Source organism: Paenibacillus sp. P2(2022), from assembly GCF_029522175.1.
Classification (GTDB): domain Bacteria; phylum Bacillota; class Bacilli; order Paenibacillales; family Paenibacillaceae; genus Paenibacillus; species Paenibacillus polymyxa.
This window is the reverse complement of sequence record NZ_JAKWFI010000001.1, coordinates 809,311-835,753: the sequence shown is the minus strand read 5'-3', so window position 1 is coordinate 835,753 and position 26,443 is coordinate 809,311. Positions and strand designations below refer to the sequence as shown.

The window sequence follows — 26,443 nt, the reverse complement described above, 5'->3', positions numbered from 1 at the left end:
TGAGTTCTTCCGTGCAATCCTTTAAAATACCATGCAGGAAAAACCAACAGCTTTACGATATCAAAATACACCCACCTCAATCACCAGTATTTTTAGAAGATATATATAGCAAAATCAAAGAATATTTTCACGATAAGCGCTGGGAGAAATGCCCATCATTTTTTTAAACGCCCGTGAAAAGGTCAGTTGATCCGAGTAACCGACCGAATTGGAGATTACTTGAATAGAGTAACTGGTATCCTGTAACAGCTCGCATGCCTTTTTAATCCGAATGTTCATTAAATATTGCTTTGGTGTTTCGCCTATTTCCTGCTTAAAAACAGAGGTTAAGTAATTTGGGTGAAGGCCGAGATACTCTGCCACCTCATTGATTTGAATGCCACCGTTGTAGTTTTTCTCCATATAGTTGATAGCTTGAACTGAATAGGGAAGCTCTTGTTTCACAGGCATCGTTTCACCCGATTCATGCACCAGCTTGGCGAGAATATGGCACAAATACCCCTGAATAGCCAAGGATGAAGAAAGCGTATTATTCCCTATACGAAGCATTTCAAGAATGGTCGAATGAAAAAAAGTGATGTCTCCGATACTTACCACATACGGATTATCCTGAACAAGAGAGATGTTCTGCAAGTACATTTCGGATTTGATCCCCATAAACCCCACCCAGCTGTACTCCCATGGCTCGTACTCATCAGCTTGATAATAAGCGGCCTTATTGGCAGGGATTAAAAAAGCCTGTCCTTTCTCTATGTTATATGTTTCCTTATCTAATACCAGTTTGCCTCTCCCCTTTAATACGAAGTGGATAAGATTGAAATCCCTGGCGATAGGCCCAAAGTCCTGGTTGGGAGAACAAGGCTCGGAACCACAATTATATAGGATTAAATCTGTAATATTTTTATGTTTTGAACTGGTACGTGTATCTACAAATTGAATCATATTCTCACTCATTCCTAACCTCCATGTTTCAGAATTTAAAAGTTAACCAAGGGCGGTGTTCCCGTAACAAATATAGCATAAATTAAGAATTATGTTATAAGAGCTAAAAAGAAACCTCAACCTGTGAATGTTTGCGACAATCTTTGTTTTTGCTATCATCTGCTTTAGAAAAATCATGTACTCCTCCTGCAGCTTTTGTTATTCTGTAATTCAAGATAACGCTTACAAGTTTGCGTTAAACGTATCATTACAGTCTGTTATGATCGTCAATTTTTGAAAGGGGTTAAAACATGCTTACTTCTGCATCTGCAAAAAATAATGACAAAGTCAGTTTAAAAACACTGATCTCTTACTCACTGAGTAGTTATGGGATGAATGTTATTTACAATTTAACCGCCGTTTATCTTATGTTCTTCTATACTGACAGCTTTGGATTGAATGCGCTTGCAGTCGGGACATTACTGATGGTGGCACGGGTGATTGACGCGGTAGTTGATATCTTTATCGGCATTGCAGTCGACAACACGAATACGCGTTGGGGGAAGTTTAGGCCTTACATGTTCATCGGGGCTTTCTTGGTAACACTCACCACCTTCGCACTCTTCCTCAGTCCGGACCTTTCTTCCGCCGGGAAGCTGGTTTATGCCTATGTTACCTATATCGCTTGGAGCATTAGCTATTCCATATTGGATATTCCGTATTGGTCACTGTCCGCCGCTATAACCAAAGATGCTGCAGAACGAACCAAGGTCGTGACTGTTCCTCGTACGGTTGCAAGTGCCGGCTTGTGGACGGTCAATGTCGTAGCGCTTCCCCTCGTCCATTTCTTCAACGGCTGGGCTGGAGCGGTTGCTGTACTTTGTGGCCTGTTCTTCGTCTGCATGATGTTTACGGTGTTTGGCGTAAAAGAAAAACACGTAGTGCCTCGCCATGAAAAACAAACGTTAAAAGGAGTACTCCGCCTTTTCTTCATTGAAAACCGACCTTTACGGCTGTTGATCATCTCGTTTTTTATTATCGAAATGACTGCCAACATTCGTAATGCCTTTACTTTGTATTATTTCAAATACAACCTAGGTGCCGAAGCATTCATTCCACTGTTTATGGGACTAACCGTGGGATTTCAAATCGCAGGTAACGTCGCAGTTCCGTTCATTGCCAAGTGGATCGGCAAAAAAGGCACTAGCATAGCAGGGGTGCTAATCACCTCCATATCCATGATAGCTCTTTTCTTCTGCGGCAACTCTATTGTACTTGTCTTTATTCTCAGCTGTATCATTTCTTTCGGTGTGGGGCTGAACTATGTTGTCATGTCCACAATGCTAGCAGATTGCGTCGATTATGGAGAGTGGAAAACAGGAAACAGATCAGAGGGGATGGTTTTCTCAGCTAACGTTTTTCGGGCCAAATTGGCGGCCGCAATCGGCAGCGCCGTGGGTGGTTATGCACTGGCGTTGGCGGGTTATCAGCCTAATATCGTCCAAACAAATACAACCCTTATTTGGCTCACACTACTATTTACAATTATTCCGGGGGTTCTGACATTTCTCTCCGTATTTCCAATGAAGAATTATGAGCTGACGGAAACAATGAACAGAAAAATTGTTCAGGAGGTTCGGGCAAGACGGGAACAAGGTGAACCATCCGCACAGTAACCGGATTCTGGTCCTTCGCGTGATGCGCTTACTGGAGCAGTCACCGTGCTAGCCTATACAATTTTCTGGGGCGGAGGCGTTCTCTGCACCGAACAACGGTACGTCCAGGTGTACAGGCCATGGAACGGTCTATCAAGATTGGTGGTTATTACGAATAGAATTTCACACTAAAAGACTACTGCCTATTGCCCGGGGAATGAAATACAAAAGCCTTAAATAAAGCCAAAAAGGATCGCCTAACATCAGGCAATCCTTTTTTATCTATGCTTCACATAAAACATGAAAAGTGCTTTGAAGCACCCGTTCGAACAGCATCAACGGAACATTCCCCATAGCTTGATCAGATGGAACGTATTAGACGGATCAATTTTTTGTGCCAATACGAAGGCAGTCAGTTGCTCCTCCTGTGTAGCCGTCAATCGCTCGTTTAAAATAGCAGAAGTGGTCTTCACAAGATGACGCACCTTAGCTTTGTTTTGCAGATCTGCTTTGGTCACGCCCTCGATCTGCTGCTTGACCCGCTCCTTGAGCGCACGATTTTTCATTTTTAACTTAATCCGCTCCACCAATTGCGGACTAATTCCATATTGCTGATAGCTCAATGTTGCCACACCTCCCATATCATTCGGTCATTCCCAAATATATGACGGTCAGCCTGTCCATTGTACCTATCTGTTAGAAACGTTTAGAACATCCTCATCATTCATGGTGGGTCAGTCGATAAGATCCCCTTGGAAAATCTGCTCTTTTTGCAAATAACCGCGAAGTGCTTCATACTGCGGAGATGTCCAAAAAGAGGAGTCCTTGATTAGATCAGTTGCATCCTCACGTGCCTTTTCCAGCACCTCAAAGTCCGCTACCATATCTGCTAACCGAAACTCGGGCAACCCGCTCTGCTTGGTGCCAAAGAAATCCCCCGGCCCTCTCAAATCCAGATCGCGTCTAGCAACCTCAAAACCATCGTCCGTATCGGTCATTACCTTCATCCGCTCTTGACCAACCTCCGACTTAGGATCAGCGATCAGTACACAGTATGAGGCATGTGCGCCCCTTCCGACACGTCCACGTAACTGATGTAGCTGGGACAATCCAAAGCGATCTGCATCCATAATAATCATTAGCGTCGCATTGGGCACATCTACCCCCACCTCTACAACCGTGGTTGAAACGAGTAGCTGAACCTCATTTGCATAGAAGGAACGCATAACTTCTTCCTTTTCTGCAGGAGTCATTCGTCCGTGCAACAGCCCAACGCGATAATGTGGAAAAGCCTGCTGCATTTGGATATGCAGATCGATGGCATTCTGTACATCCAGCTTCTCTGACTCTTCAATCAACGGGCAGATTAGATAAGCCTGCCGTCCCTGATCTACCTCACGAGAAATAAAACCGAGCACTCGATCCATCAGTTCGTGCTTCACCCAATACGTAGAAATTGGAATCCGTCCCTTTGGCCGCTCTGATATTGTAGAAACATCCATATCACCAAAAGCAGTAATCGCCAGCGTACGCGGGATCGGTGTGGCGGTCATGGTCAGCACATCGGGGTTGTAGCCCTTGCGGCGCAGTACACTACGCTGGTTGACTCCGAACCTATGCTGCTCATCCGTTACAACTAGTCCAAGCTGGCGGAAATACACATCCTCCTGAATAAGGGCATGCGTGCCCACCACAATATCCAGCAGACCCATTTGAAGAGCGGCAAGCAACTCCTTACGCTTCTTCCCAGTTGTACTTCCTGTCAGTAACCCCACGCTGATTCCAAAGGGTTCAAACAGCTTGTGAAGCGACCGCATATGCTGCTCGGCCAATATTTCGGTTGGCACCATCAGTGCTCCCTGAAAACCGGAACGTACTGTTGCGAATAAACCGATGGCGGCAACCACAGTTTTCCCCGACCCAACATCCCCTTGGAGCAGACGGTTCATACAATAAGGTGAGCGTAGATCATACAGTATTTCAAGCTCAACCTTCTTCTGTGCATCCGTTAATTCAAAAGGCAAAGCCCTCACAAATTCACGGATCGTGGCGTTATCCACCGTATGCACCACCCCGTCCGCTCGACCACGATTTAACGCTCGGAATGCCTGCATTTTCAGCTGGAATAAAAAGAGTTCCTCATACACCATCCGTCGCCGAGCCTCTTGTCCCTCTCGATTGTCCTGAGGTTGGTGTATACCTGCAATGGCCTGCTTGCGCGGCATCATACTATACTTGCGTACCAGCAGATCTGGCAATATCTCGGGAATCATTTCACCAAACTGCTGGAGCGTCTGATTCATTATTTTTCGCATCCAGCTCTGCGTAATCTTGCCACCTATAGAGTACACCGGTTGAAGTGTCCCCGAACGAGCCACTCCTTTATCAGGGAACTCAGAGTCTGCAACAGTCATCTGCATTCGCTTAAGATCCCATTTCCCAGTCACCACAATTTCACGACCTGATGTTAGCTGATCCTTCAAAAAATGCCGATTAAACCATGTTGCAGTAAACATCCAATCCTCAGCCATCAATTTACAAGTTAACCTTGATTTGCGTCCGTAACGCTGAAGCACCGGAATGCCCATAATTTTCGCCTGTACTGTAATCTTATCTCCGTCCTTCACTTCGCTTAGCGATCGCAGTCGGTAATCTTCATACCGAAACGGATAATATTCCAGCATATCTTGCACGTTAGAAATGCCAAAAGCGTGAAGCTCTCCTTCTTTGAGAGCACTCACGCCGTGTATTTGTTTTAATGGTATTTGATCCAATTGCAGCATATTACCTCTCATCTCCGGCCGGCCATGCAAAAATACCAATCGTTCCTGGTCCCACATGAGTTCCGATCACAGCGCCAAGTTCAGTATATATTTGATCGCCCAGTTCAAAATGCTCTGCCAGCTGAGCCACAAACGCTTCTGCCGCCGAGCGATCTGCCGTATGACCCACAGCAATATTAATTTTTTGGCCTTTTAAATCCCGCTCCAGCAGTTCAATAATTCGTGCTGTCGCTTTTTTATGCCCTCTCGCCTTATCAGCCGAATAAATAATACCTTCTTTGTCAATCGAAAGAATTGGCTTAATGTTAAGCAACGTACCAACCATAGCCGCTGCCTTGCCAATTCGTCCGCCTTTTTGCAAGTATTCCAGTGTATCCACCAGGAAATACAAACAACGGCGTTCCCCAAGACGTTCCACACCCTGAATAATTTCAGCCGGGGATTGCCCGGCAGCTGCCAGCTCTGCGGCGTAAACCACGAGCATACCGTATCCGTACGAGGCCGACTTGGAATCCATAACGGTCACTCTATCTTCATGCTTCTCCAACATGGATTTACCCAGCAGAGCGGACTGGTACGTTCCGCTCACACCGGAGGATAAATGGATAGAGATAACCTGGCTCTCGGGGTATTGCTCCAACAGCTCCGTGTACGTCTCCAAAAAACGGGCTGGTGATGGCTGTGACGTTGTAGGCAGTTCATCAGCCCGTACCAGTTCGCTGTAAAACTGTGCAGCTGACATCTCAATACCGTCCAGGTAAGCTGTGCTGCCGAACATCACCGTCAATGGTACAATGACTATGCCGAGACGATCTGCTATTTCCTGTGGAATATCAGCCGTGCTATCTGTCAAAATGATAGTTTTCATCAGTCAGACCTCCTTTGTAGTGGACTACCATGGGTGTGCCAAAGCACATCAGGTTTCCACTGAGAACAGATAAGGATAAATCGGCTGACCACCTTCATGAACTTCCACTTCAACATCCGAATAATTTTCTTCAAGCCACGCAACAAGCTGATCTGTCTCTTCTTGTTTTGCGTCCGAACCTGTAAGAATCGTAACAATTTCATCGCCATTCACCAGCATTTTCGCCAGCAAAAGACGGGATGTTGCCATTAATTGCTCCTCAGTCGCCACGATCTTAGAATCCTGAATACCAATGTAGTGGCCCGCTGTAATATGCAGATCATCAAGTGTCGTATCCCGAACCGCATAGGTCACTTGTCCAGACTTCACACGGGTAACTGCGTCCCGCATATTATCTTGGTTTACCTCAAAGGCTTCTTCCTCTTGGTAAGCAAATGCTGCTGCAATGCCCTGAGGAATTGTTTTGCTTGGAATCACCGACACCAAACGTTCCACCTCTAGCAATTCACGCGCTTGTTCAGCAGCCAAGATTATATTGGAATTATTCGGCAGAATAAAAATATGTTGAGCCGCGATCGAGCGAGCCGCATTCACGAAGTCTTCTGTGCTCGGATTCATCGTCTGACCACCCGAAAGGACAACATCAACACCCAAGCTTCTGAAAATATCAGCAATCCCTTCACCAGAAGCCACAGCTATAAAGCCAAAAGGTGCTAGCTCATGAGCTGGAGGCTCAGATGGCTCCTCCTCACGTGCAGGCTCTGTTGGTATTTCTGCAAACCATTCAGGCTCAGGAGCACCATCCATACCTGCTGACAGCAAATCACGATGCTGCTCGCGCATATTCAAAATTCGAATCTGTGTAATTTCCCCGTAACGCAGCGCAAGATTCAAGACTTCACCTGGAGCCTTCGAATGCACATGAACCTTGATGACATCATCATCCGAAATAACGATAATCGAATCACCATCTACTGACAACGCTTTCCGGAAAGCTTCCTCATCAAAATTTGTACCTTGCGCTTCGCCCAATTGTCGATTAATAAAAAACTCCATATCATACAAAAATTCAATATTCTCCGTTTCGAGCTTCGCCTGCGCAGAAATCGGCGCATCTGGAGAAGGAGCAACAGGCGCAGCTGTAGGTCTCTCCAATACATAAGGAGCAAAAACCGGGCGTACACTATCGCCTTTTGAAGTTGGAGATGTCACCAATCCGCTTCCAAGATGCTGCATAAATCCTTCATAAATATACACAAGTCCTTGTCCACCCGAGTCTACAACCCCTACTTGCTTCAGTACAGGGAGCATGTCCTGCGTCATGGCGAGCGTTTCCTTTGCTTTGGCAAGCACTTCTTCCATCAGTTCTGTGATGTCGTTCGTCCGGCGCGAGAAAAACACAGCATGTCTGGCCGCTTCCTTCGCCACGGTAAGAATTGTACCCTCCACCGGCTTAACCACCGCCTTGTAGGCCGCATCCACCCCGCTCTGCAATGCCGATGCGAACTGAAGGGTATTCAATTCCTCGTATGGGGCAGCGTAACGGCTGAAGCCACGGAACAACTGAGACAGGATAACCCCTGAATTGCCGCGGGCCCCCATCAGCAAGCCTTTGGATAAGATGCCGGACATGACACCGATGGAGGAAGAATCTCCCCTCTTCAATTCCGTTACGCCCGCGCCCATCGTCAGATTCATATTGGTTCCCGTATCACCATCTGGCACCGGGAATACATTTAGTGAATTGACATGCTCCGCATGCTGCTGTAATTGTTCCGCCCCGGCTAAAACCATCGCGGTAAAGTCTGTTCCATTCAAAGAACGATTACTCAAGAGAATTCCCCTTCCTAGCTTAATACAATTGTTTTACAATCCATCTTCACAACACATGTTCAAGGTTCAATTGAATTATACTAAAGCCAGACGACGAATACGAATGTCACCCTTTCGTAAGCTTCCGTAACCATCCTCTGGTTTCTTTCCACAGCTCATATAATATGAAAAACCAGTCAACTGCCCAACAAAAAATCATTGGCCGGAATGATGATTATGGTCCCGCCTCTGAACTGCCCGGCATGACTGGAATAAGAATTCACATTCCATTAAAAAACAAAATAGTCGCAGCAATAGCTATCCCATATTGTACTATAATGCGAAAGAGAAATAAATAAAGTTTTTGAATCAGTTGACGGGGCTTTTTTGACTATGATATTATATTTAAGTATTGTTTTGTTCAGGTTAGTGACTTATAAAGTCCGGCTGACCCAGTCGGCCTGAAGAGCGACCCATTCCATATGGAGTTTGGTTATTTTCAGAATAGGAGGTGGAATCATGTCTCGTAAATGTTCTGTAACAGGCAAAAAGCCTGGCAGCGGTAACCACGTATCTCACGCTAACAACCGTAATCGCCGTACTTGGGGCGTCAACGTACAAAAAGTTCGCATTCTCGTTAACGGTAAACCGAAACGCGTTTATGTCAGCACTCGTGCATTGAAAGCCGGTAAAGTGACTCGCGTGTAGTCGTAAAAAAATATCGTTATAAACAAAAGGCACCTCGTTTTAAACGGGTGCTTTTTTGATTATTCGAATAATATCCCACTGATTCAGGAGGACAAAATGTCAGGCAACTTCCCGCGCATTCTTGTCTTTTATCGCCGAGCTATCAATCTGCTGTGCCCGGGAAGCGTGCCTCCTGTGTACCTTTCGCCTTCATCCTACATCCTGTGTCAACGTTACTTTGATTTCAGTTCTTCTGGAATGTATTCAAAATGGCTTTGACGAATCCACCCAGAAATTTTGGCAGCTTGATTGTGTAAAACTTCATGCCTCACCCTCCCCATCATCCTCCTGCATCCGTTCTCTGTAGTTTATGCAACCTGTCAAGGGTTGTTGCCCCACAAAAAAAGGCTACATGAGAATCCCGCTCATGTAACCATATTTATGCACAACCATCCCAGGCTATACCATCAGACAAGTCCACGAACATAGAGATATGCTGAGAGTATAAAGATAAACAGGATATAATAAAGCACACTGCTCACCACAAAACCGATACGCAAACCACGCCGTTCATTTTTACGAAAATAAAACAGGACAATAAGAACAGCCAAAAGTGAAAGTATAGCATTCCAAGGCGTCTTCACTAGCGAGAAACAACTGAGGGTCAAACCGGTCAGCATGCTCGCTAAGGTCATCCACAGTGCTTCAGTTAGCTTCACTTGGACAAATGAGCGACACTATCCCGAATAGCAGCAATAGCCGCTGCACGGTCTGCTCTGCCGTACACTGCACTGCCTGCCACTAACACGTTAGCACCCGCTTCAAATACGGCTGGTGCCGTCTCCTCCGCAATACCTCCGTCCACCTCGATATGTACGTCTGGACGACCCAATTCGTTCAACCAAGCACGGATTTGTCTGATTTTATTCAACGTCTCTGGAATGAAGGACTGGCCCCCAAAACCAGGGTTAACCGTCATCACAAGAATCATATCTACATTGGGCAGCACTTCCTTGATCGCGTATGGTGAAGTCCCCGGATTGAGAGCCACTCCCGCCAGAGCGCCTTGCTGCTTGATCATGTGAAGGACACCATGCAAATGAACACAGGCCTCCGCATGGACCGTGATGATATTAGCTCCTGCCTTTACAAAATCACTAATATAACGTTCAGGCTGCTCAATCATCAGATGAACGTCCAGTGGGAGAGTTGTATGCGGCCGAATAGCCTGAACGATAGGGGGGCCCAGTGTAATATTGGATACAAAATGACCATCCATAACATCCACATGAATCCAGTCTGCCCCCGCTGCTTGGACTTCCGCGACTTCACTGCCCAAACGAGCAAAATCAGCGGATAAAATCGACGGTGCTATTTTTAACATATGCTCAATACCTCCGTTTTTTTTCTTTTAATTCCTGATAAAACTGCAGATAGCTATCATAGCGTCCCTGTGAAATATGTCCCTCTTCCAAGGCCTCTCTTACTTTACAGCCAGGTTCGTGAATATGCGTACAACCCCGAAATTTGCATCCTTCCGCATATTGTTGGAATTCTCGAAAACAAGGCGATAACTCATCCACACCCAGCTCTAAAAAATCCAGTTGGCTAAACCCCGGTGTATCTGCTACAAACCCGCCGTTGTCTAAAGGAATTAGCTCCACATGGCGAGTCGTATGTCTTCCTCGTCCCAGCTTATTGCTTATGGCGCTCGTCTCCAGCGTTAAGCCAGGCTCCAAAGCATTAAGCATGGAGGACTTCCCTACACCTGACTGACCGGAAAACACGCTGATTTGGCCGGCCAACAGCTTCTTGAGCTCAGCCGTACCCTCTCCAGTACGGGCGCTGGTTACCAGCACCTCGTAACCAATCTTCCGATACATTTCCTGAACCATCAGCACCTTATCATCCTCTGAAGGGCTGCCTTCATACAAATCGCGCTTGGTCAGACAGATAATCGTATCCAGCCCGGCGTGCTCAATATGGACTAAAAATTTGTCCAGTAAAGGCAGGTTTAAATCCGGCTCACGCAGGGAAAACAGCAGCACGGCCAGCGTGGTATTAGCTACTGGAGGGCGAATTAGCTCCGTCGTACGCTTTCTAATCTCCTTGACCATACCTTCCCCGTTTTCAGTCAGTTCGTAAACGACTCGATCACCGACAAGGGGCGTAATCTCTTTTTTCTTGAAAAGGCCACGTGCTCTGCATTGTACCGTAGCTTCGCCGGATACCGGACGCCCATCCTGATCCAGGCTGGAGACATAATAATATCCGCTAAGCGCCTTGACGATCAGACCTTCAGGCATGTGTAAGATGTCCTCCTTCATAATGTTCAAGTTTCATTGTGTGGAACAGGTTAAGCTTCTTTCTCTAGTAAGTTTACTGATGCTGCACAGCCTCGATCACTTTGTCCTTCTTTTTGCGGGAACCGTGACCGGGGTTGTTTTTTTTGCTAACCGCCAACTCACTGCGCGTAACTCCTGAGGAATCGGTTCCTGGGGCAAAAGCAGAAGGATCACCATCGCCTTCTGTCCCCTCCTGGTTGTTAGAGTCGCCTCCACCATTATCACTATCGATAGAAGATTCCCCGCTGTTTCCTTCCTCACCGTTTCCACTTCCATTCGGCGAGGAAGTACCACCAGATGTATCAGTCGGTGATGTTCCTGCAGGTGGAGCAATTTGAGGCATCGTCACCGTTCCATTTTTTGCATCAATATAAGAAACAGGATACGTGTCAACAAAAGCACCATCTCTAAATACGGAGACGACACTGTCTTTGTTAGGGGCCATCAGCAGGTTGATCGTAAACACCTGTGTCGTATTAATCGTACGGCTGCCCCACTCCTGATTTTCTCCACGTGCATCTGTATAAGTGATGCGAATTTTACTGTTTTTGCCCTCTTCCTTCGGCGCCACAGGTACATTAAACGGTAACGTAATCGCTTCTGGCGGGTAACCCGTACTTACATAAAACGTAATTTCCGTATTTGGGGGCAGATCACTGCCCGCCTCTGACGGCCATTGTTTGGTTACTTTTCCTTTATCCTGCTCATAGCTAAATTCCTCTTTAATTGAGCCAACCTTCAGCCCCGCCTTTTTGACCTCATTTTCCGCCTGGCTCTGCGTCATCCCTACCAGATTCGGCATTTTAACAGTGGCAGCGCCTTTGCTGACGGTGAGCACTACCTGAACCGAATCCTTATCAAATGGCTCATTTGCAGCAGGTGTCTGACTAATGACGGTTCCTTCAGCCTGATCACTGAACTGCTCATTTTGCTGAATCTGCGTTTCCTTAATCTGCTGGGCGGTCAGTAGCTTGACAGCATTCTCGTAGCTTTGCCCTTTGACATCTGGCATCGGGGTGAGCGGCTTGGCAATCCCGACTTTCAGACTAATCTCCGTTCCTTCCTTGACTAAAGAACCTTCAGGGTAGCTTTGATAAAAAACAACTCCCGGTGCAATCCCCTCTTTATATTCATGCTGGATTGGATCATCAATGACTAGTCCTGCTTTACTTAGAGTGACCTTCGCTTGGTCTTCTGTTTGTGTCAGTACACTTGGTACTTTCACCTCAGGTACGACAAGCACACTTTGCACATAGTACACCACGCCGCCCATGCACAAAAGTAGTACCAACACTAGTGTTACCCAGAAGATCGTTTTTTTTCTATTTTTCTTGGACGTTTGCTTGTTCGGAAGCTGTTCAGACTCCCGAGGTTGGACAGGCACATCGTCACCACTGGAAGACACACCTAATTGTTGAGGCTTAATAGCTGGGATAACCCGCGTTTGGTCCTCATCATCCAAATGTGTAAACTCCAGCTTGGATTCATTGCGCCGCCCAGGTAGCAGACAAGTCTCCAAATCCCTTAGCATTTCGTCTGCTGATTGGTAACGTTCCTCCGGATTTTTACGCATCGATTTCAGAATGACATTTTCTACACTTTGCGGAATCAACGGATTAATTTTACGCGGTTCCTCAAATTCCTCTTGCAAATGTTTGAGTGCCACACTAATTGGGCTTTCTCCCAGAAAAGGAAGCTGTGCCGTTAGCATTTGATATAAGACAATACCTAAAGAATATAAGTCCGATTTTTCGCCGGTAATGACACCCTTTGCATGCTCAGGTGAAAAATAATGAACAGAACCCACAACAGAACCTGTCTGAGTAATTGTCGTTGACGTAACAGCTCGAGCAATCCCAAAATCGGTTACCTTAACCCGTCCATTACGTCCAATTAAGATATTATGAGGCTTAATGTCCCGGTGAATAATCTGATTTTGGTGGGCATGTTCCAGCGCATCACAAATCTGGGAAGCAATCCGCACTGCTTCATCCACTTGTAATGGCGCACGTTCTTTAATAATCTCATTCAAATTTTTGCCTTCAACGCACTCCATTACAATATAATGGATTTCATCCTCTTGGCCGACATCATAAATACTGACCACGTTCGAATGAGAAAGCGAGGCCGCTGACTGTGCCTCACGCCGAAACCGGCGAATAAATTCCTCATCATGAACAAATTGCTGACGCAACACTTTTACCGCGACATTGCGATTCAGCAAAATGTCTTGAGCCTTATACACCAGCGCCATACCGCCGCCACCGATGCGCTCAATAATTTCGTACCTTCCCCCAAGCAGGTGCCCGATCATGCTTCACACCCCTTTTCACTCAATGAAACCGTGTTGTCGGGCAATTCAAACAAAGCTACAGTAATGTTATCGTCTCCACCGGCAAGCAGCGCCAGATGTAGCAGACGATCCGCACGTTCCTCCAAAGGATTTTCTGCGGCACCTACTACCTTACTGATCTGTTCTTCTGTTACCAAATTGCTTAATCCGTCACTGCATAATAATAGTACATCGCCTTTTTCCAGCGTAATGGTGTCAATGTCCACCTTCACCTCGGAATCAGTGCCCAATGCCCGTGTCAGCACATTGCGACGGGGATGGTTTTCCCGCTCTTCCTTACTGATCTGACCGTTTTTGAACAACTCATTAACCAAAGTATGGTCTTCTGTAAGCTGACGTACCGTTCCTTTGGATATGACATAGGCGCGACTGTCACCAATATGTCCGATAATTCCAGATGCATCATTGAGCAACACGGCAACAACCGTCGTTCCCATATTATGATACTGGTCATCGCACGCAGCCGTTTGGAAGATGACTTCATTGGCATGCAAAATAGCGTCGCTGAGCGCCGCCGTCAAAGAATGTGCGGATAATCCGCTCTCCAGCGTCGCCAAATCAGCGGCAAGTGTCTCTACCGCAAGGCGGCTGGCCGTATCACCGGCCAGATGCCCTCCCATACCATCGGCAACAATTCCAAGAATATAGCCTTGCTCCAAGTGCCTGATCCAGGCAGAATCCTCATTTACCGAACGCACACGTCCGACATGGCTGACATGAACTGTTTTGATCAAATGGTTTCACCCCAACTCCATATGCTTTGCACGCAACTGACCGCAGGCAGCGGCAATATCGTGACCCTGTTCACGCCGGATCGTCACATTGACGCCTTTTTCGGCAAGAATACGTTGAAAATTAAAAATATCGCTGCGCGATGTGCGCACATACTTGCGCTCAGGCACATGGTTGACTGGAATCAAATTGACGTGACACAGCATGTCCTTCAACACATCCGCAAGCTCTTCAGCATGTTCTGCCTGGTCGTTTACTCCACCGATCAAGGCATATTCGAACGAAATTCTCCGCCCCGTCTTAGCAAGATAATAACGAAGAGAATCCATAACATCCTTAAAAGGATAACGGCGATTTACAGGCATCAGCTTCGAACGCAACGCATCATTGGGCGCATGGATGGATATTGCCAGATTAATCTGTGTATCCTCGTCAGCAAATTTATAAATATTGGGCACAATGCCACTGGTTGACACCGTAATATGACGTTGACCAATATTCAGGCCCTTTTCATGAATCATTGTACGCAAAAACGTCATTGTCGCTTCATAGTTCTCAAAAGGCTCACCCGAGCCCATAATCACAATACTGCTCACTCGTTCATTCGTTTTATCCAGAATTTTCTGAGCCTGCACCACCTGTGCCGTAATTTCGCCAGCCGTCAGGTTTCTTTTGAGACCCCCAAGCGTCGAGGCACAAAAAGTACAGCCAATCCGGCAACCCACTTGAGTCGTTACACAAATACTGTTTCCGTAATTATGTCTCATGATAACCGTCTCAATAGCATGGTCATCGTGTAAGCCAAACAGAAATTTAACAGTCCCATCTTTCGATTCCAACTTTGTTATTTCGTGAAGCGTCACAAAACTGAATTGCTCCTCCAGCTTTTCTCTCAGCCCCTTGGACAAATTCGTCATCTCACTGAAATTATTGACCCGCTTTACATACAGCCAGTCAAAAATTTGTCCTCCCCGAAAGGCAGGCTCACCGTTGTTTTTGGCCCAGTCCTGAAGCTCTTCCAGTGTTAAATCATATATAAAAGGTTTCATCAATATTTGCACCCGTTCCTTCTTCATTAAGTTCTGTTTAATCGCAGACAGTGTTTTTCATTCTTCCTATTTTAGCACAAATCCCTGAGGGGGTAAAAATTTTTCATCTTCATGCAAAAAACCGCCGGAAGTGTCCGGCGGATTGTGGAAATACTGGTGGGCAGCTACCTGGAATTCTCTTCCGAGCTACTTTACCCGGCGCAGACGCGCAATATAAAATCCGTCACTGTGAAAATGCTGCGGTAACAGCTGTACCGAGCCTTTCTGTATACCATCCATTTCATGACTCACGGCTGGAAAAGAATGATCCTTTGCCAACTCATACTCTGGATGTTCGCTTAAAAACCGAGCCAATTGTCCTTCATTTTCGTCAGGCTCAATCGTGCAAGTACTGTATACCAGAATACCACCCGGCTTTAACAGTCCGGCCACACTATCCAGCAACTCGTGCTGCAGTTGAGTAATGTCGCGAACATCCTGCGCAGTTTTGCTCCAACGCAGATCAGGTTTACGGCGAATCACCCCAAAGCCCGAGCATGGCGCATCCAGCAAAATACGGTCAAAAGAAGCCGGAGCATATCGTTCCTTTAGATCCAACGCATCACCAGTAACCGTCTCAACAGCATCCAGGCCAAGCCGATTCGCTTGCTCACGGATTAGTTGATGCTTATGGGCATGCAGATCGTTTGCAACGATCCGGCCGCGATCCTTCATCAACTCAGCCATATGAGCTGTTTTGCCACCTGGAGCTGCGCAGCAGTCCAGCACCGCCATGCCAGGCTCAGGAGCGACCGCTTCAGCAACAAGCATGGAGCTTTCATCCTGTACAGACAACAATCCGTCCGTATACCACGAGGTAAGCGCCATATTTCCGCCGCTACGAACAACAATCCCATAGGGGCTAACGGCCGAAGGAACGGCATCAATCCCTTTTGCAATCATCTCGTCCAGCAGCTGATCACGACTGGTCATCGTCGTATTCACTCGCACGCTGACTGCAGGGGGCTCGTTATTAGCCTTGCAGATAGCCTCAGCTGTATCGGTACCGTATTGCTTGATCCAGCGCTTAACTAGCCACTGTGGATGGGAATGTTCTAACGAAATCCGTTCCTCTGCTGACAAACCGTCAGGAATACGCAGCTTGTCCGACTCACGCAGCATGCTGCGAAGCACACCATTGACCATACCGGAAATCCCCTGATGCCCGCGCCGCTTGGCAATGGTCACTGCTTCACTAACAACTGCATGATCTGGAACTCGATCCAGATACACCAGCTGATATACGCTCATCCGCAGCAACGAACGTACCCAAGGCTGAAGCTTGGCCGTTCCTTTTTGAACAAATTTATTCAAAAAATAATCCAGTGTATTTCGGCGTGCCACTGTACCGTATACAAGTTCCGTCGTCAAACCAACATCACTTGCAGATAAACCTGCCTGCTGAAGCCGGCGATTGAGCTCAAGATTGCTATACGCGCCCTCTTGCTCCACACCGGTCAGCACGTCAAGTGCAACTTCCCGCGCCGTCTGTTTGCGAGTTTTGTCGGATCTGGTCCCCACTCCCTTGCGTTGGTCTCCCTGACGGGAGTGTCCCCCGCTCATCCGAGCACCGTGCCGGGCTTCATCTGTCCGCCGCGCGCAAAGGTTCCGGCTTCCATAACCTTCTTACCTGCCGGTTGAACCTGGGTCAGCCAGAGAGTGCCTTCGCCTGTCTGCACCTCAATGCCACGGGCGGTTAATTGAAGAACCGTGCCGGGTGCTGGAGCATTTGAGCCACTCGCTTCATTATTTATGGAAGGCTGCTCCGCAGCCCATATTTTAAAAACATTGTTCTCCCAAAGTGTAAACGCGCCAGAAAAAGGAACCAGACCCCGAACCCGGTTGTATATTTGCTCTGCATTATCACTCCATGTAATGCGCTCATCATCACGGTTCAGGTTCGGGGCATAGGTCGCCTCGTCCTCATTTTGCGGCGTACGGTCTGATTGCCCTGCCAGCAACTTGGGCAGCTCGTCCTGCAAAAGTCTAGCTCCGGCTACACTTAGCTTTTCAAAAATTGTGCCCGATGTATCCTCCGGCTCTATAGCCACCTCAACCCGCGATATCATATCTCCGGTGTCCAGCCCTTCCGCCATATACATTAGCGTCACACCTGTCACAGTTTCACCGTTAATAATCGCACGCTGGATCGGTGCACCTCCCCGATATCGGGGAAGTAACGAACCATGCACATTCAGACAGCCGAAACGAGGCAGGTCTAATACGGACTTAGGCAAAATTTGGCCATAAGCTGCGGTTACAATCAGGTCGGGACGCAATTCCGCCACCTGAGCTACCGCTTCCGGTTGACGCAGGCGTGTCGGTTGCAGCACAGGCAATCCGCGCTTCTCAGCCGCTTCCTTGACTGGTGTAGGCGTCAATATTTTTTTCCGTCCCTGTGGCTTATCCGGCTGAGTAATTACACCGACCACGTTATATCCGTTGTCCAGCAACATGTTCAGCGATGGGACTGCAAATTCAGGTGTACCCATAAAGATAATACGAATGTCTTGGCTCATCGAACCTCACTCCCCTGTCTGACGGTTCGGTCCTGGCTGTTCCAGAGCAACCTCATATACTTTTTCTGCAATATCCGTGAACAATACTCCATTTAGATGATCAATTTCATGCTGAAAAGCACGAGAAAGCAACCCTGTCGCTGTAACGGTAATAGCCTTACCCTCGCGATCCAGTCCCTTGACTGTAACCTTCTCGGCACGACGTACATCCCCGTTCAACCCTGGAATACTTAGGCAGCCTTCAGGTCCCAGTTGCTCTCCTTCTTCGGCCACAATTTCTGGATTGATCATTTTTATCAAGCCATGCTCATCTCCAGCATCTACGACGATGAGCCGCTTCAAAATACCTACTTGTGGAGCAGCTAGACCTACTCCTTCCGCTTCATACATCGTATCTGCCATATCGTCCAGCAGCTTTTGCACATTAGGCGTAACTTTAGTAACTTCCTTCGCTACTTTGTGCAATACGTCATCCGGCTCCAACACTATAATTCTAATTGACATGACAACAGAACACCTTCCTCTTTTTCCTTCATTTAGGCTTTACTGTATTCATCACAAAAGCGACTGCTACATTATCCTATGTACGGACGGCTTGTCCGCATCAATTGTGCGAATAACTTTAGTGTTAACACTCTACATTAGCATCTGCGGATCAACATCCAGACTAATCAGCAACTTTTGTGCCTGTGCAGATTCGGCCATTTCATCAGCCACTTGCTGAGCCAAACCAATCGCGTCGATATTTCCACGCCATTTTATCATACATTGAAATCGGTATCTATTCTTGATTCTCGAAATGGGTGAAGCTACTGGCCCCAAAATGTCCAATACATTCGATGTAAGCCGGTCCATATTCCCGAACCAGCCCCGTTGTCTGGCTCGTCCCTGTAGTGTCGCTGAATAATTTTCAGCCAATCGGACTAGCACTGGAAGCTGTTCATGAGAAAAGGTCACCAAAATAAGTCGGCAATATGGCGGGTAGTGCAAATTACGGCGGTGTTTCAACTCTTCCCTCACAAAAGATGAATAATCATGACGGCTTGCATGAACCACCGAATAATGCTCTGGAGTGTAGGATTGTACGAATACTTCCCCCGGCAATTGATGCCTTCCAGCACGCCCGGCTACTTGTGTTAACAGCTGAAAGGTCTTTTCCGCAGCCCGAAAATCCGGTAAATTAAGAGCAGAATCCGCAGTAATGACACCTACCAGCGTTACATCGGGAAAGTCCAGCCCTTTGGCTACCATTTGAGTACCCAGTAGTACGTCTGCTTTTTTATCACGAAATTGCTTAAGCAGCTTTTCATGAGCGTTTTTTTCAGTCGTTGTATCAACATCCATTCGGACAACACGTATACCAGGGAATAGCTTAGCCAACTCTTCTTCCACTCGCTGAGTACCTGTACCGAAGTAACGAATATGCTCACTACCGCATTCCGGGCAAGTCTGAGGTACAGGCTCGGAATAGCCGCAATAATGACAACGTAAATTGTTCGACCGCTGATGATAGGTAAGCGAAATATCACAATCCGGACATCCCGCCACATAGCCGCAGCTCCGGCACATGACGAACGTGGAGTGACCACGCCGGTTCAACAGTAATACCGTCTGCTCGTTACGCTCTAATCGCTCTGCTATTCCATTATGCAACGCACGGCTGAACATGGAGCGGTTGCCGGCCCGTAGCTCCTCACGCATGTCCATGATATGGACTTCGGGTAACGTGTTCCCCAATGCGCGGGTCGGCATTTCAAGCAGCAGCGGCGCAAACTCGTCATTGCTTTGGGAGCGGGCAGCATAATAGCTTTCCAGTGACGGTGTAGCTGAACCGAGAATAACGACAGCCCCGTGCTGGTGCGCTCTGCGAATGGCTACATCACGCGCATGGTATTTGGGCGTCTCTTCCTGCTTATAGGACGTTTCGTGCTCCTCATCCATAATAATGAGCCCTAGCTCACGAAAAGGGGCAAATACCGCTGAACGAGCGCCAATCGCTACTTTTACACGGCCTTCGCGTATTTTGCGCCACTCATCGTACCGTTCTCCCCCGGACAATCTACTGTGCATCACTGCGACCTGGTCGCCAAAACGTCCTTTGAAACGTTCGACCATTTGTGGAGTTAATGATATTTCAGGTACGAGCACAATCGCCTGGCGATTCTGCTCGATACAGCGCTGAATGGTCTGCAGATAGATTTCCGTCTTACCGCTTCCTGTGACTCCATGCAGCAAATAAGCTCCTTGCTCACGCATGTCCAGCTGACGAACAATCCGTTCATACACCGACTGCTGCTCTGCCGTAAGAGGGAGTGGGTCTGTAGGCTTGAAGTGTCTGCCCCGGTAGGGATCGCGGAACACTTCAACATCTTCCTGTAACACATAGCCCTTATCTTCCAGTGCCTTAACCGTCGCAGCTGATACACCTAACGAGGTCATAACTTCCTTCAGCGGCAGAGGCAGAAACTCGCTACGTTCCAGCAAAAAAGCAAGTACCTCCCGCTGACGCTGCGCCTTGGCAGAAAATTGCTCCAGTGCCATGGATGCTTCATCTATGCTGATAGCCAGATCAACAGCTTTCATCGTCTTTTTGCCAAGCTTGTCTTTAATAACCTGGCTTTCCTGAAGCACTCCGCGGCGTAACAGCGATTTAATAACCTCCGCCTCCTCGGGGAAACGTCTACTAAGTTGCTGCAACGGGACTTGCTCCTTGCTCTGAATGAAGCTGACAATCTGACGCTCCGCCGGGTCGCTCATACCGTCGTCAGTCAGAAGGGCCCATTCGATCTCATCCCCCTGATTAGACAGCATAGACCGCTGTGGATTCGTAGACTCTTGCTGTTCGGCAATGGAGATATAACGTTCCGCCTTGCCCTTAAGCGCGGTAGGAATCATCACTTGCAGTGCCATAATTTGATTACAAGCATAACGCTCGCTCATCCATTTGCCCAGTTCAACCAAATCGGGAGATAAGGGCGGTACCAGATCCAGCAACTCCTGAATCGCCCTCATCCTGTATTTCGGCGGCTCTTCAGCTGGAACTACCGAGATAACAAAAGCCTGCACCGTCCGTTTGCCAAATGGCACAGCTACCCGACTACCTGGCTCAATCCAAGGTCTCATGGAATCTGGGATCAGATAATCGAAGGTACGATCTGTATCCTTGGCAGGTACATCGACAATGACCTTGGCAACTAAATTGCCTGTCTCCATTAATGCAGCACCCCACCCATGCGTCCCGCGGCTAGAGTAAGCAATTTACGCGCAACATCTTCCTTTGACTGTACAGGAATCTGCTCCACCATCCCGCTTCGGTCATATATTTGAACAGCATTTGTATCGACGCCAAAACCTGCACCATCCACAGTTACATCGTTTGCCGCAAGCAAATCACAATTTTTACGTTCTAATTTATCTATTGCATACGTCTCCAAATTTCCCGTTTCTGCTGCAAAACCAATTAAAAATTGATGTTTCTTGCTGCGTCCGAGTGATTCCAGAATATCGACGTTCTTCACTAACTCCAGTGTAAATACACTATCTTTTTTCTTGATCTTGGTCTGTGCCACCTCACGTGGTCGATAATCTGCAACGGCAGCAGCCATAACGACCATATCACTCGTTTCCCATTGTTTTAGCACAGCCTGGTACATGTCTTCAGCTGACCGGACCCTTTCAAGCGAAATACCTAAAGGCGGTTCCGCACTGGTATTGGCAGCAATCAAATGCACCTCTGCCCCCATCTCCTGAGCCACTTTCGCAATGGCAAAGCCCATTTTACCAGATGAATCATTCGTAATATAACGGACAGGATCAATTCGCTCAATCGTGCCTCCAGCCGTGACAATGACTTTTTTTCCCGAAAGCGCTAATTCATTCTTATCTACAAGTCGCTCGGTTACTTGTTTCTCCGTAGATTTTTCTCCAAACCACCGTGCTTCAGACTTGATTGTGGCTTCAGGCTCCTGAGCTTGCTGATCAAAAAAGCGCTCAATCGTTTGCACAATAGTTTCTGGCTCTTCCAAACGTCCTTTGCCAACATAACCACAAGCCAGTAATCCTTCACCAGGCTCAATCATCTTCACACCACGGGATACCAGTGTCTCCATATTTTGCATGACTGCAGGATGAGTGTACATATGTACATTCATCGCAGGGGCCACCATAATAGGCGCTGTCGTAGCCAGCAACGTTGTCGATAACATATCATCAGCAAGACCATGCGCCATTTTCCCGATGATATTCGCCGTTGCAGGAGCAACTAGCACCAGATCAGCCGCATCCGCCAGATGAATATGGGATACGATAGACGGCTCTCTTTCATCAAATGTATCACTGTACACCGGATTGCGAGAGAGTGACTGCAGCGTAAGTTCGGTAATAAACTCCTTGGCAGAAGCCGTCATAATCACATGTACATCGGCTCCCTTTTGCGTCAACTTACTGCAGAGCGCAGCCCCTTTATAGGCAGCAATTCCGCCGGTTATACCAAGAATAATAACTTTCCCCTTCAACATCGTTAACTCCCCCTGACCGAAAAAAATAACAACCTTGCGGTTGTCAAAGGAATTGGCATTGCGCCTGGTTATAATGATTGTCTATAATTCTTATTCTTCTTCGCCGCTTTCAAGCAAAAGATGATCTGCATAGATCTCTTCGAGAGCTACTCCAACCTGTTTGTGAGATTTAGGACTCTTCAAGCTCGTCTTCTCGCCCTCACGCAACTGTCTAGCACGGCGTGATGCCGCTACAACCAGCGAATATTTACTATCTACCTTTTTCATCATTTCATCAATGGAAGGATACAGCACGAATAGACACCTCTTCATGTAGTTTTAAGCTGTATAAGCTGAACTCCAGTGTACACCTTCAAGCTCAGCTTATACAGTATTATTTCTCTTTTGGTACGCTTGGCATATGTAAAGCCTCGCTTAAGGTCGAACCTTACAATGTTCGGCGATAATAATGGATTCTATTCGTTTACAAGCGAAATCAATCTCATCATTGACAACCGCATAATCATAGTGACGCAACAGGTTCATCTCGTCCACAGCTACCGACATACGGTGATCAATGGTTGCTTGAGTTTCTGTGCCACGTCCCCGAATTCTATCCTTCAACTCATCCAGCGAAGGTGGAAGCAAGAATATAAATATGCCTTCTGGAAATTTTTCTTTAACCTTTAGCGCGCCCTGAACTTCAATTTCCAGAAAGATATCTTTACCCTGCGCAAGCGTCTGGTCTACAAAATCACGTGGAGTGCCATAGTAGTTACCTACATACTCTGCGTACTCCAACAATTCATCCCGTTCAATCATGCCTAAAAAATCTTCACGCGTTTTGAAAAAATAGGTCACTCCATCTTGCTCGCCCGAACGAGGTGTTCGAGTTGTAGCAGAAACAGAATACGTTATCTCAGGTAGCTTTTCGCGCAATGCATTGCCTACCGTTCCTTTACCGACCCCCGAAGGTCCGGATATTACAAATAATAATCCCTTAGCCATAGTACACTCCATTTTTATTCGTCATTGTCATCATCTTTAGTGGATAGGCGATGAGCGACCGTCTCCGGCTGCACCGCAGACAGGATTACATGATCACTGTCTGTAATAATAACAGCCCGTGTCCGGCGGCCATAGGTAGCATCAATTAGCATATGACGGTCCCTGGCTTCCTGTATAATCCGCTTGATCGGAGCAGACTCCGGACTGACGATGGAGATTATTCGGTTGGCCGACACGATATTGCCAAAGCCAATATTGATCAATTTGATTGCCATATTCAGGTCTTTCCCCCTATACATGTGACTATTGCAGCCGTGCCGCTACCAGGTAGCTACTCAATATTTGCAGCCTGCTCACGAATTTTTTCGAGCTCTGCTTTCATCTCAACGACCAGATTAACTAATGTGAGATGATTAGCCTTAGAGCCGATCGTGTTGACTTCCCTGTTCATTTCCTGGATTAAAAAATCTAATTTGCGACCGGCCGGCTCGTCCGACAGCAGCAACCTTTTGCACTGTCCAAAATGACTTTGAAGCCGGGTAAGCTCCTCATCAATATTGCTGCGATCCGCGAATAACGCAATCTCCATTCCGAACTTATGTTCATCAAGCGTAAATGAACCGTCCTGAAGCTCTTTAAGCCTGTGCTTCAGCCTGTTACGGTAGTCGCTCACAACATGAGGAGCCAACACCGTCATTTCATGATGAAAGGATTCCAAACGTAAAATGCGGGATTCCACATCTTGTGCCAAATGCCCGCCTTCTCGCCTTCTCATCTCCAGCAAACCTTGCAGAGCTTCGTTCAAAGCTCGCTGTAGCTGCTCTTCCCAGTCATCTTCGTCTCCATTGCAAGCCTCTCCAGGCTCACCCAGAACATCAGGCAAAGCAAGGATATCACTTATACCTAACGTTCCTTTCACGCCATAACGATCCGCCAGCTGCTCCGCTGCACGCAGGTAAGCCTGCACCACAGTGTCATTCAACCGTGCGGCGGGTATCTGTTCTTCATCACGTTCCCTGTGGATGAAAACATCGATACGACCGCGTTTAATCTGCTGTTGAACCGTTCTTCTCAAGCCATCTTCATAACGAGTCCATTCACGTGGAATTCTCATCATCACTTCGCAATAGCGGTGATTGACCGATTTCAATTCCAAGCGCACTTTATACCCCTCATGATGAAGGATGGCTTGACCGTATCCGGTCATACTCAATGACATCGGCATCACATCCATTATACTATTGTAATTGATTATTATAGTCGAAACAAGGGGGCCTGTGCTCGGCCTGATTTTTCCCATACATATGAAGTCAGCTCAGCTGTCATTTCATAGAACATAAAAGGAGTCATGAAATAGATCCCATTAAAATGTTCCATGGCCGTATCAAGCAGCTCCTTGGCAATAGACACGCCCATTGCTCGTCCTTCCGGGCCTTCTAGTCCCGACATACGTGCACGCACCTCATCGGATAACTGAATGCCTGGCACTTCATTGTGCAAGTATTCTGCATTGCGGCCACTAGCCAGCGGCATAATACCGATAAAAATCGGTATTTCCAAATGCCGTGTCTCTTCTGCAATGGCTATAATCAGCTCAGGATCGTAAACAGGCTGGGTCATAATATAATCGGCCCCGGAGGCAATTTTCTTTTCCAACCGCTGTACGGCTTTACCCAAATGCTTAACATTCGGATTAAAAGCAGCTCCCACCACAAAATTAGCTTTCTGCTTGAGTGGTTTACCGGAAAATGCGACGCCATCATTTAACTGCTTGATCATGCGTATGATTTCAAAAGATGTCATATCATACACCGAACTGGCGCCTGGTAAATCACCAAACCGCGCCGGATCACCAGTAACCGCCAGTACATGGTCAATACCCAGTGCGTCAAAACCCATCATGTGGGATTGAGTACCAATCAGATTACGGTCACGACATGCGATATGAATTAATGGACGCAAGCCTGTTTCAATACTAACCAGATGCCCAAGCGCCATGTTGCTCATACGAGTGACTGCGAGCGAATTGTCAGCAAGTGTAAGTGCATCTGCTCCGGCTTTCTTCAAGGCATGCGCACCTTGCATAAACCGGGTAATGTCCAGATCTCGCGGAGGATCCAGTTCTACAATGACCGTATGCCGTTCCTTAACCAGATCCACAATGTTGGGTTCGCTGGCATGTCTGCCATTGCCTCGTCCCCCTTCATTTGCTGTCTGCTCCACCACATGAATGGACTCTGTCGACAAAGCTTCTTTTGGAGCCAACGGGGGCGGTTGCAAATTTTTTAAAGCTTTGGAAATAGCAGCAATATGGTCTGGCGTAGTTCCGCAACAACCACCAATCAGCCTGGTCCCGAGATCTACAAAGGACCTGGCACATTCTCCGAAATATTCAGGTGATGCACCGTATACATAGTGACCGTCCACATAATCTGCCAGCCCCGCATTTGGATATACAGACAGCGGTACAGACAAAGGACCATCCAGCTGCTCCATTACACTCATAATTCCCTGCGGACCGGAGTGACAGTTAAACCCGAGGATGTCAGCTCCTTCACTACGCAGTGTTGAAAAAGCTTCTGACACTAGAAAACCATCTTGGGTACGACCAACCTGATCGACCGCAAATTGACAAATTACCGGAATGTCACTGTATTTACGTACACTGTGAAGCGCAATGCGCATTTCGTCCAGTGAATAAAACGTTTCGCATAAAATGCCGTCAACCCCTTCGGAAAGAAGGGCATCGATCTGCTGCTCGTAGTTTCTTGACAGCTCCAGCTTGGATATGTTAAGACGTTTGCCTCCGCATATGGAACCGACCGCACCTACTACATAATGTTCAGGTCCGGCAGCAGCCTTGGCAATTCGCACACCAGCACGATTAATCTCTTCCACCTTAGATTCCAGTCCAAAGCGGGCTAACTTATAATCATTTGCAGAGAATGTATTCGTCTCCAGCAATCGTGCTCCTGCATTTAAATACTGCCCATGTACGTCTGATATAACATCAGGCGAAGTAATGTTCAGTTCTTCGTAAGACGTATTTACTGGAAATCCTAGCTGGTACAAAAAAGTCCCCATAGCGCCGTCTCCGACAATAATTTCACGATTCAGCACAGTACGCAAATCCGGTTTCATGTCCTCTGCTCCACCCCGCTCTTTATTTTCATACT

At 47.2% G+C, this 26,443-nt stretch carries 23 protein-coding genes; 2 read left to right on the top strand and 21 right to left on the bottom strand.

Annotated features, from left to right (window positions below; translation table 11 throughout):
* Positions 1-114: 114 nt before the first annotated feature.
* On the bottom strand, positions 115-954 hold the full coding sequence (locus tag MMB75_RS03505; RefSeq protein WP_016822338.1) for an AraC family transcriptional regulator: 840 nt from the start codon (positions 952-954) through the stop codon (positions 115-117).
* A gap of 278 nt (positions 955-1,232) precedes the next feature.
* On the opposite strand from MMB75_RS03505, the gene MMB75_RS03500 reads away from it, so the two are divergent.
* Entirely contained in the window at positions 1,233-2,597 is a 1,365-nt protein-coding gene (locus tag MMB75_RS03500; RefSeq protein ID WP_045244429.1) for a glycoside-pentoside-hexuronide (GPH):cation symporter, read from the top strand.
* Between the two features lie 314 nt (positions 2,598-2,911).
* On the opposite strand, the gene MMB75_RS03495 is transcribed toward MMB75_RS03500, so the two are convergent.
* The 4 genes from MMB75_RS03495 to MMB75_RS03480 form a co-directional block, all read right to left on the bottom strand.
* Positions 2,912-3,199 carry a stage VI sporulation protein F gene (locus MMB75_RS03495; protein ID WP_016822341.1) on the bottom strand — a complete coding sequence of 96 codons (288 nt, stop codon included), beginning with the start codon at positions 3,197-3,199 and terminating at the stop codon, positions 2,912-2,914.
* A 111-nt stretch (positions 3,200-3,310) separates the two neighbouring features.
* On the bottom strand, positions 3,311-5,359 hold the full coding sequence (gene recG, locus MMB75_RS03490; protein ID WP_025365192.1) for an ATP-dependent DNA helicase RecG: 2,049 nt from the start codon (positions 5,357-5,359) through the stop codon (positions 3,311-3,313).
* A 1-nt stretch (position 5,360) separates the two neighbouring features.
* A complete protein-coding gene (locus MMB75_RS03485; protein WP_080942673.1) occupies positions 5,361-6,227 on the bottom strand; it encodes a DegV family protein in 867 nt (288 codons plus the stop codon).
* 48 nt (positions 6,228-6,275) lie between these two features.
* The gene (locus tag MMB75_RS03480) at positions 6,276-8,060 is read right to left on the bottom strand and encodes a DAK2 domain-containing protein (RefSeq protein WP_045244427.1); all 1,785 of its coding nucleotides are present in this window, start codon (positions 8,058-8,060) and stop codon (positions 6,276-6,278) included.
* Between the two features lie 498 nt (positions 8,061-8,558).
* Here MMB75_RS03480 and rpmB point away from each other — a divergent pair, with 498 nt between their 5' ends.
* Positions 8,559-8,747, top strand: a complete 189-nt coding sequence (gene rpmB, locus MMB75_RS03475) for a 50S ribosomal protein L28 (RefSeq protein ID WP_013310881.1) — start codon at positions 8,559-8,561, stop codon at positions 8,745-8,747.
* A 223-nt stretch (positions 8,748-8,970) separates the two neighbouring features.
* On the opposite strand, the gene spoVM is transcribed toward rpmB, so the two are convergent.
* From spoVM to MMB75_RS03395, 16 genes are all read right to left on the bottom strand, one after another.
* Complete coding sequence (gene spoVM / locus MMB75_RS03470; protein WP_010345573.1) at positions 8,971-9,051, bottom strand: stage V sporulation protein SpoVM; 81 nt, start codon at positions 9,049-9,051, stop codon at positions 8,971-8,973.
* A 390-nt stretch (positions 9,052-9,441) separates the two neighbouring features.
* Positions 9,442-10,110, bottom strand: a complete 669-nt coding sequence (rpe, locus tag MMB75_RS03465; protein WP_016822345.1) for a ribulose-phosphate 3-epimerase — start codon at positions 10,108-10,110, stop codon at positions 9,442-9,444.
* Positions 10,111-10,114: 4 nt separating this feature from the next.
* Positions 10,115-11,032, bottom strand: a complete 918-nt coding sequence (gene rsgA / locus MMB75_RS03460; protein ID WP_016822346.1) for a ribosome small subunit-dependent GTPase A — start codon at positions 11,030-11,032, stop codon at positions 10,115-10,117.
* A gap of 73 nt (positions 11,033-11,105) precedes the next feature.
* The gene (gene pknB, locus MMB75_RS03455) at positions 11,106-13,385 is read right to left on the bottom strand and encodes a Stk1 family PASTA domain-containing Ser/Thr kinase (RefSeq protein WP_045244426.1); all 2,280 of its coding nucleotides are present in this window, start codon (positions 13,383-13,385) and stop codon (positions 11,106-11,108) included.
* The gene (locus MMB75_RS03450; RefSeq protein WP_277506961.1) at positions 13,382-14,158 is read right to left on the bottom strand and encodes a Stp1/IreP family PP2C-type Ser/Thr phosphatase; all 777 of its coding nucleotides are present in this window, start codon (positions 14,156-14,158) and stop codon (positions 13,382-13,384) included. Before MMB75_RS03450 ends, pknB begins: the two co-directional genes overlap by 4 nt.
* A gap of 6 nt (positions 14,159-14,164) precedes the next feature.
* Positions 14,165-15,205, bottom strand: a complete 1,041-nt coding sequence (rlmN, locus tag MMB75_RS03445) for a dual-specificity RNA methyltransferase RlmN (protein WP_025365198.1) — start codon at positions 15,203-15,205, stop codon at positions 14,165-14,167.
* A gap of 186 nt (positions 15,206-15,391) precedes the next feature.
* A complete protein-coding gene (gene rsmB, locus MMB75_RS03440; protein ID WP_026065454.1) occupies positions 15,392-16,807 on the bottom strand; it encodes a 16S rRNA (cytosine(967)-C(5))-methyltransferase RsmB in 1,416 nt (471 codons plus the stop codon).
* On the bottom strand, positions 16,804-17,763 hold the full coding sequence (gene fmt, locus MMB75_RS03435; protein ID WP_025365200.1) for a methionyl-tRNA formyltransferase: 960 nt from the start codon (positions 17,761-17,763) through the stop codon (positions 16,804-16,806). Before fmt ends, rsmB begins: the two co-directional genes overlap by 4 nt.
* Before the next feature lie 6 nt (positions 17,764-17,769).
* The gene (gene def, locus MMB75_RS03430; protein WP_016822352.1) at positions 17,770-18,267 is read right to left on the bottom strand and encodes a peptide deformylase; all 498 of its coding nucleotides are present in this window, start codon (positions 18,265-18,267) and stop codon (positions 17,770-17,772) included.
* 132 nt (positions 18,268-18,399) lie between these two features.
* Complete coding sequence (gene priA / locus MMB75_RS03425; RefSeq protein ID WP_045244425.1) at positions 18,400-20,976, bottom strand: primosomal protein N'; 2,577 nt, start codon at positions 20,974-20,976, stop codon at positions 18,400-18,402.
* Positions 20,976-22,280 (bottom strand): bifunctional phosphopantothenoylcysteine decarboxylase/phosphopantothenate--cysteine ligase CoaBC, encoded by a 1,305-nt coding sequence (gene coaBC, locus MMB75_RS03420; protein ID WP_016822354.1) that lies wholly within the window; start codon positions 22,278-22,280, stop codon positions 20,976-20,978. Before coaBC ends, priA begins: the two co-directional genes overlap by 1 nt.
* Before the next feature lie 90 nt (positions 22,281-22,370).
* Positions 22,371-22,574: a DNA-directed RNA polymerase subunit omega gene (gene rpoZ / locus MMB75_RS03415; RefSeq protein ID WP_013371850.1), complete on the bottom strand. Its 204-nt coding sequence runs from the start codon at positions 22,572-22,574 to the stop codon at positions 22,371-22,373.
* A 120-nt stretch (positions 22,575-22,694) separates the two neighbouring features.
* The gene (gene gmk, locus MMB75_RS03410) at positions 22,695-23,267 is read right to left on the bottom strand and encodes a guanylate kinase (RefSeq protein WP_016822355.1); all 573 of its coding nucleotides are present in this window, start codon (positions 23,265-23,267) and stop codon (positions 22,695-22,697) included.
* Positions 23,268-23,281: 14 nt separating this feature from the next.
* Positions 23,282-23,542, bottom strand: coding sequence for an extracellular matrix/biofilm regulator RemA (gene remA / locus MMB75_RS03405; RefSeq protein ID WP_005548256.1), 261 nt, complete (start codon positions 23,540-23,542; stop codon positions 23,282-23,284).
* Positions 23,543-23,598: 56 nt separating this feature from the next.
* A complete protein-coding gene (locus tag MMB75_RS03400) occupies positions 23,599-24,486 on the bottom strand; it encodes a YicC/YloC family endoribonuclease (protein WP_016822356.1) in 888 nt (295 codons plus the stop codon).
* Positions 24,487-24,521: 35 nt separating this feature from the next.
* Positions 24,522-26,408 carry a bifunctional homocysteine S-methyltransferase/methylenetetrahydrofolate reductase gene (locus tag MMB75_RS03395; protein WP_016822357.1) on the bottom strand — a complete coding sequence of 629 codons (1,887 nt, stop codon included), beginning with the start codon at positions 26,406-26,408 and terminating at the stop codon, positions 24,522-24,524.
* Between the last annotated feature and the right edge of the window lie 35 nt (positions 26,409-26,443).

Coding starts and splice junctions, on each gene's coding strand:
- gmk (WP_016822355.1), bottom strand. CDS start 23,267: ATGGCTAAGGGATTATTATTTGTAATATCCGGACCTTCGGGGGTCGGT.
- rpmB (WP_013310881.1), top strand. CDS start 8,559: ATGTCTCGTAAATGTTCTGTAACAGGCAAAAAGCCTGGCAGCGGTAAC.
- pknB (WP_045244426.1), bottom strand. CDS start 13,385: ATGATCGGGCACCTGCTTGGGGGAAGGTACGAAATTATTGAGCGCATC.
- rsgA (WP_016822346.1), bottom strand. CDS start 11,032: ATGCCTGAAGGTCTGATCGTCAAGGCGCTTAGCGGATATTATTATGTC.
- MMB75_RS03500 (WP_045244429.1), top strand. CDS start 1,233: ATGCTTACTTCTGCATCTGCAAAAAATAATGACAAAGTCAGTTTAAAA.
- MMB75_RS03395 (WP_016822357.1), bottom strand. CDS start 26,408: ATGAAACCGGATTTGCGTACTGTGCTGAATCGTGAAATTATTGTCGGA.
- priA (WP_045244425.1), bottom strand. CDS start 20,976: ATGGAGACAGGCAATTTAGTTGCCAAGGTCATTGTCGATGTACCTGCC.
- rpe (WP_016822345.1), bottom strand. CDS start 10,110: ATGTTAAAAATAGCACCGTCGATTTTATCCGCTGATTTTGCTCGTTTG.
- coaBC (WP_016822354.1), bottom strand. CDS start 22,280: ATGTTGAAGGGGAAAGTTATTATTCTTGGTATAACCGGCGGAATTGCT.
- MMB75_RS03400 (WP_016822356.1), bottom strand. CDS start 24,486: ATGTCATTGAGTATGACCGGATACGGTCAAGCCATCCTTCATCATGAG.
- rsmB (WP_026065454.1), bottom strand. CDS start 16,807: ATGAGCGGGGGACACTCCCGTCAGGGAGACCAACGCAAGGGAGTGGGG.
- recG (WP_025365192.1), bottom strand. CDS start 5,359: ATGCTGCAATTGGATCAAATACCATTAAAACAAATACACGGCGTGAGT.
- remA (WP_005548256.1), bottom strand. CDS start 23,542: ATGGCAATCAAATTGATCAATATTGGCTTTGGCAATATCGTGTCGGCC.
- rlmN (WP_025365198.1), bottom strand. CDS start 15,205: ATGAAACCTTTTATATATGATTTAACACTGGAAGAGCTTCAGGACTGG.
- spoVM (WP_010345573.1), bottom strand. CDS start 9,051: ATGAAGTTTTACACAATCAAGCTGCCAAAATTTCTGGGTGGATTCGTC.
- fmt (WP_025365200.1), bottom strand. CDS start 17,763: ATGAGCCAAGACATTCGTATTATCTTTATGGGTACACCTGAATTTGCA.
- MMB75_RS03505 (WP_016822338.1), bottom strand. CDS start 954: ATGAGTGAGAATATGATTCAATTTGTAGATACACGTACCAGTTCAAAA.
- MMB75_RS03485 (WP_080942673.1), bottom strand. CDS start 6,227: ATGAAAACTATCATTTTGACAGATAGCACGGCTGATATTCCACAGGAA.
- def (WP_016822352.1), bottom strand. CDS start 18,267: ATGTCAATTAGAATTATAGTGTTGGAGCCGGATGACGTATTGCACAAA.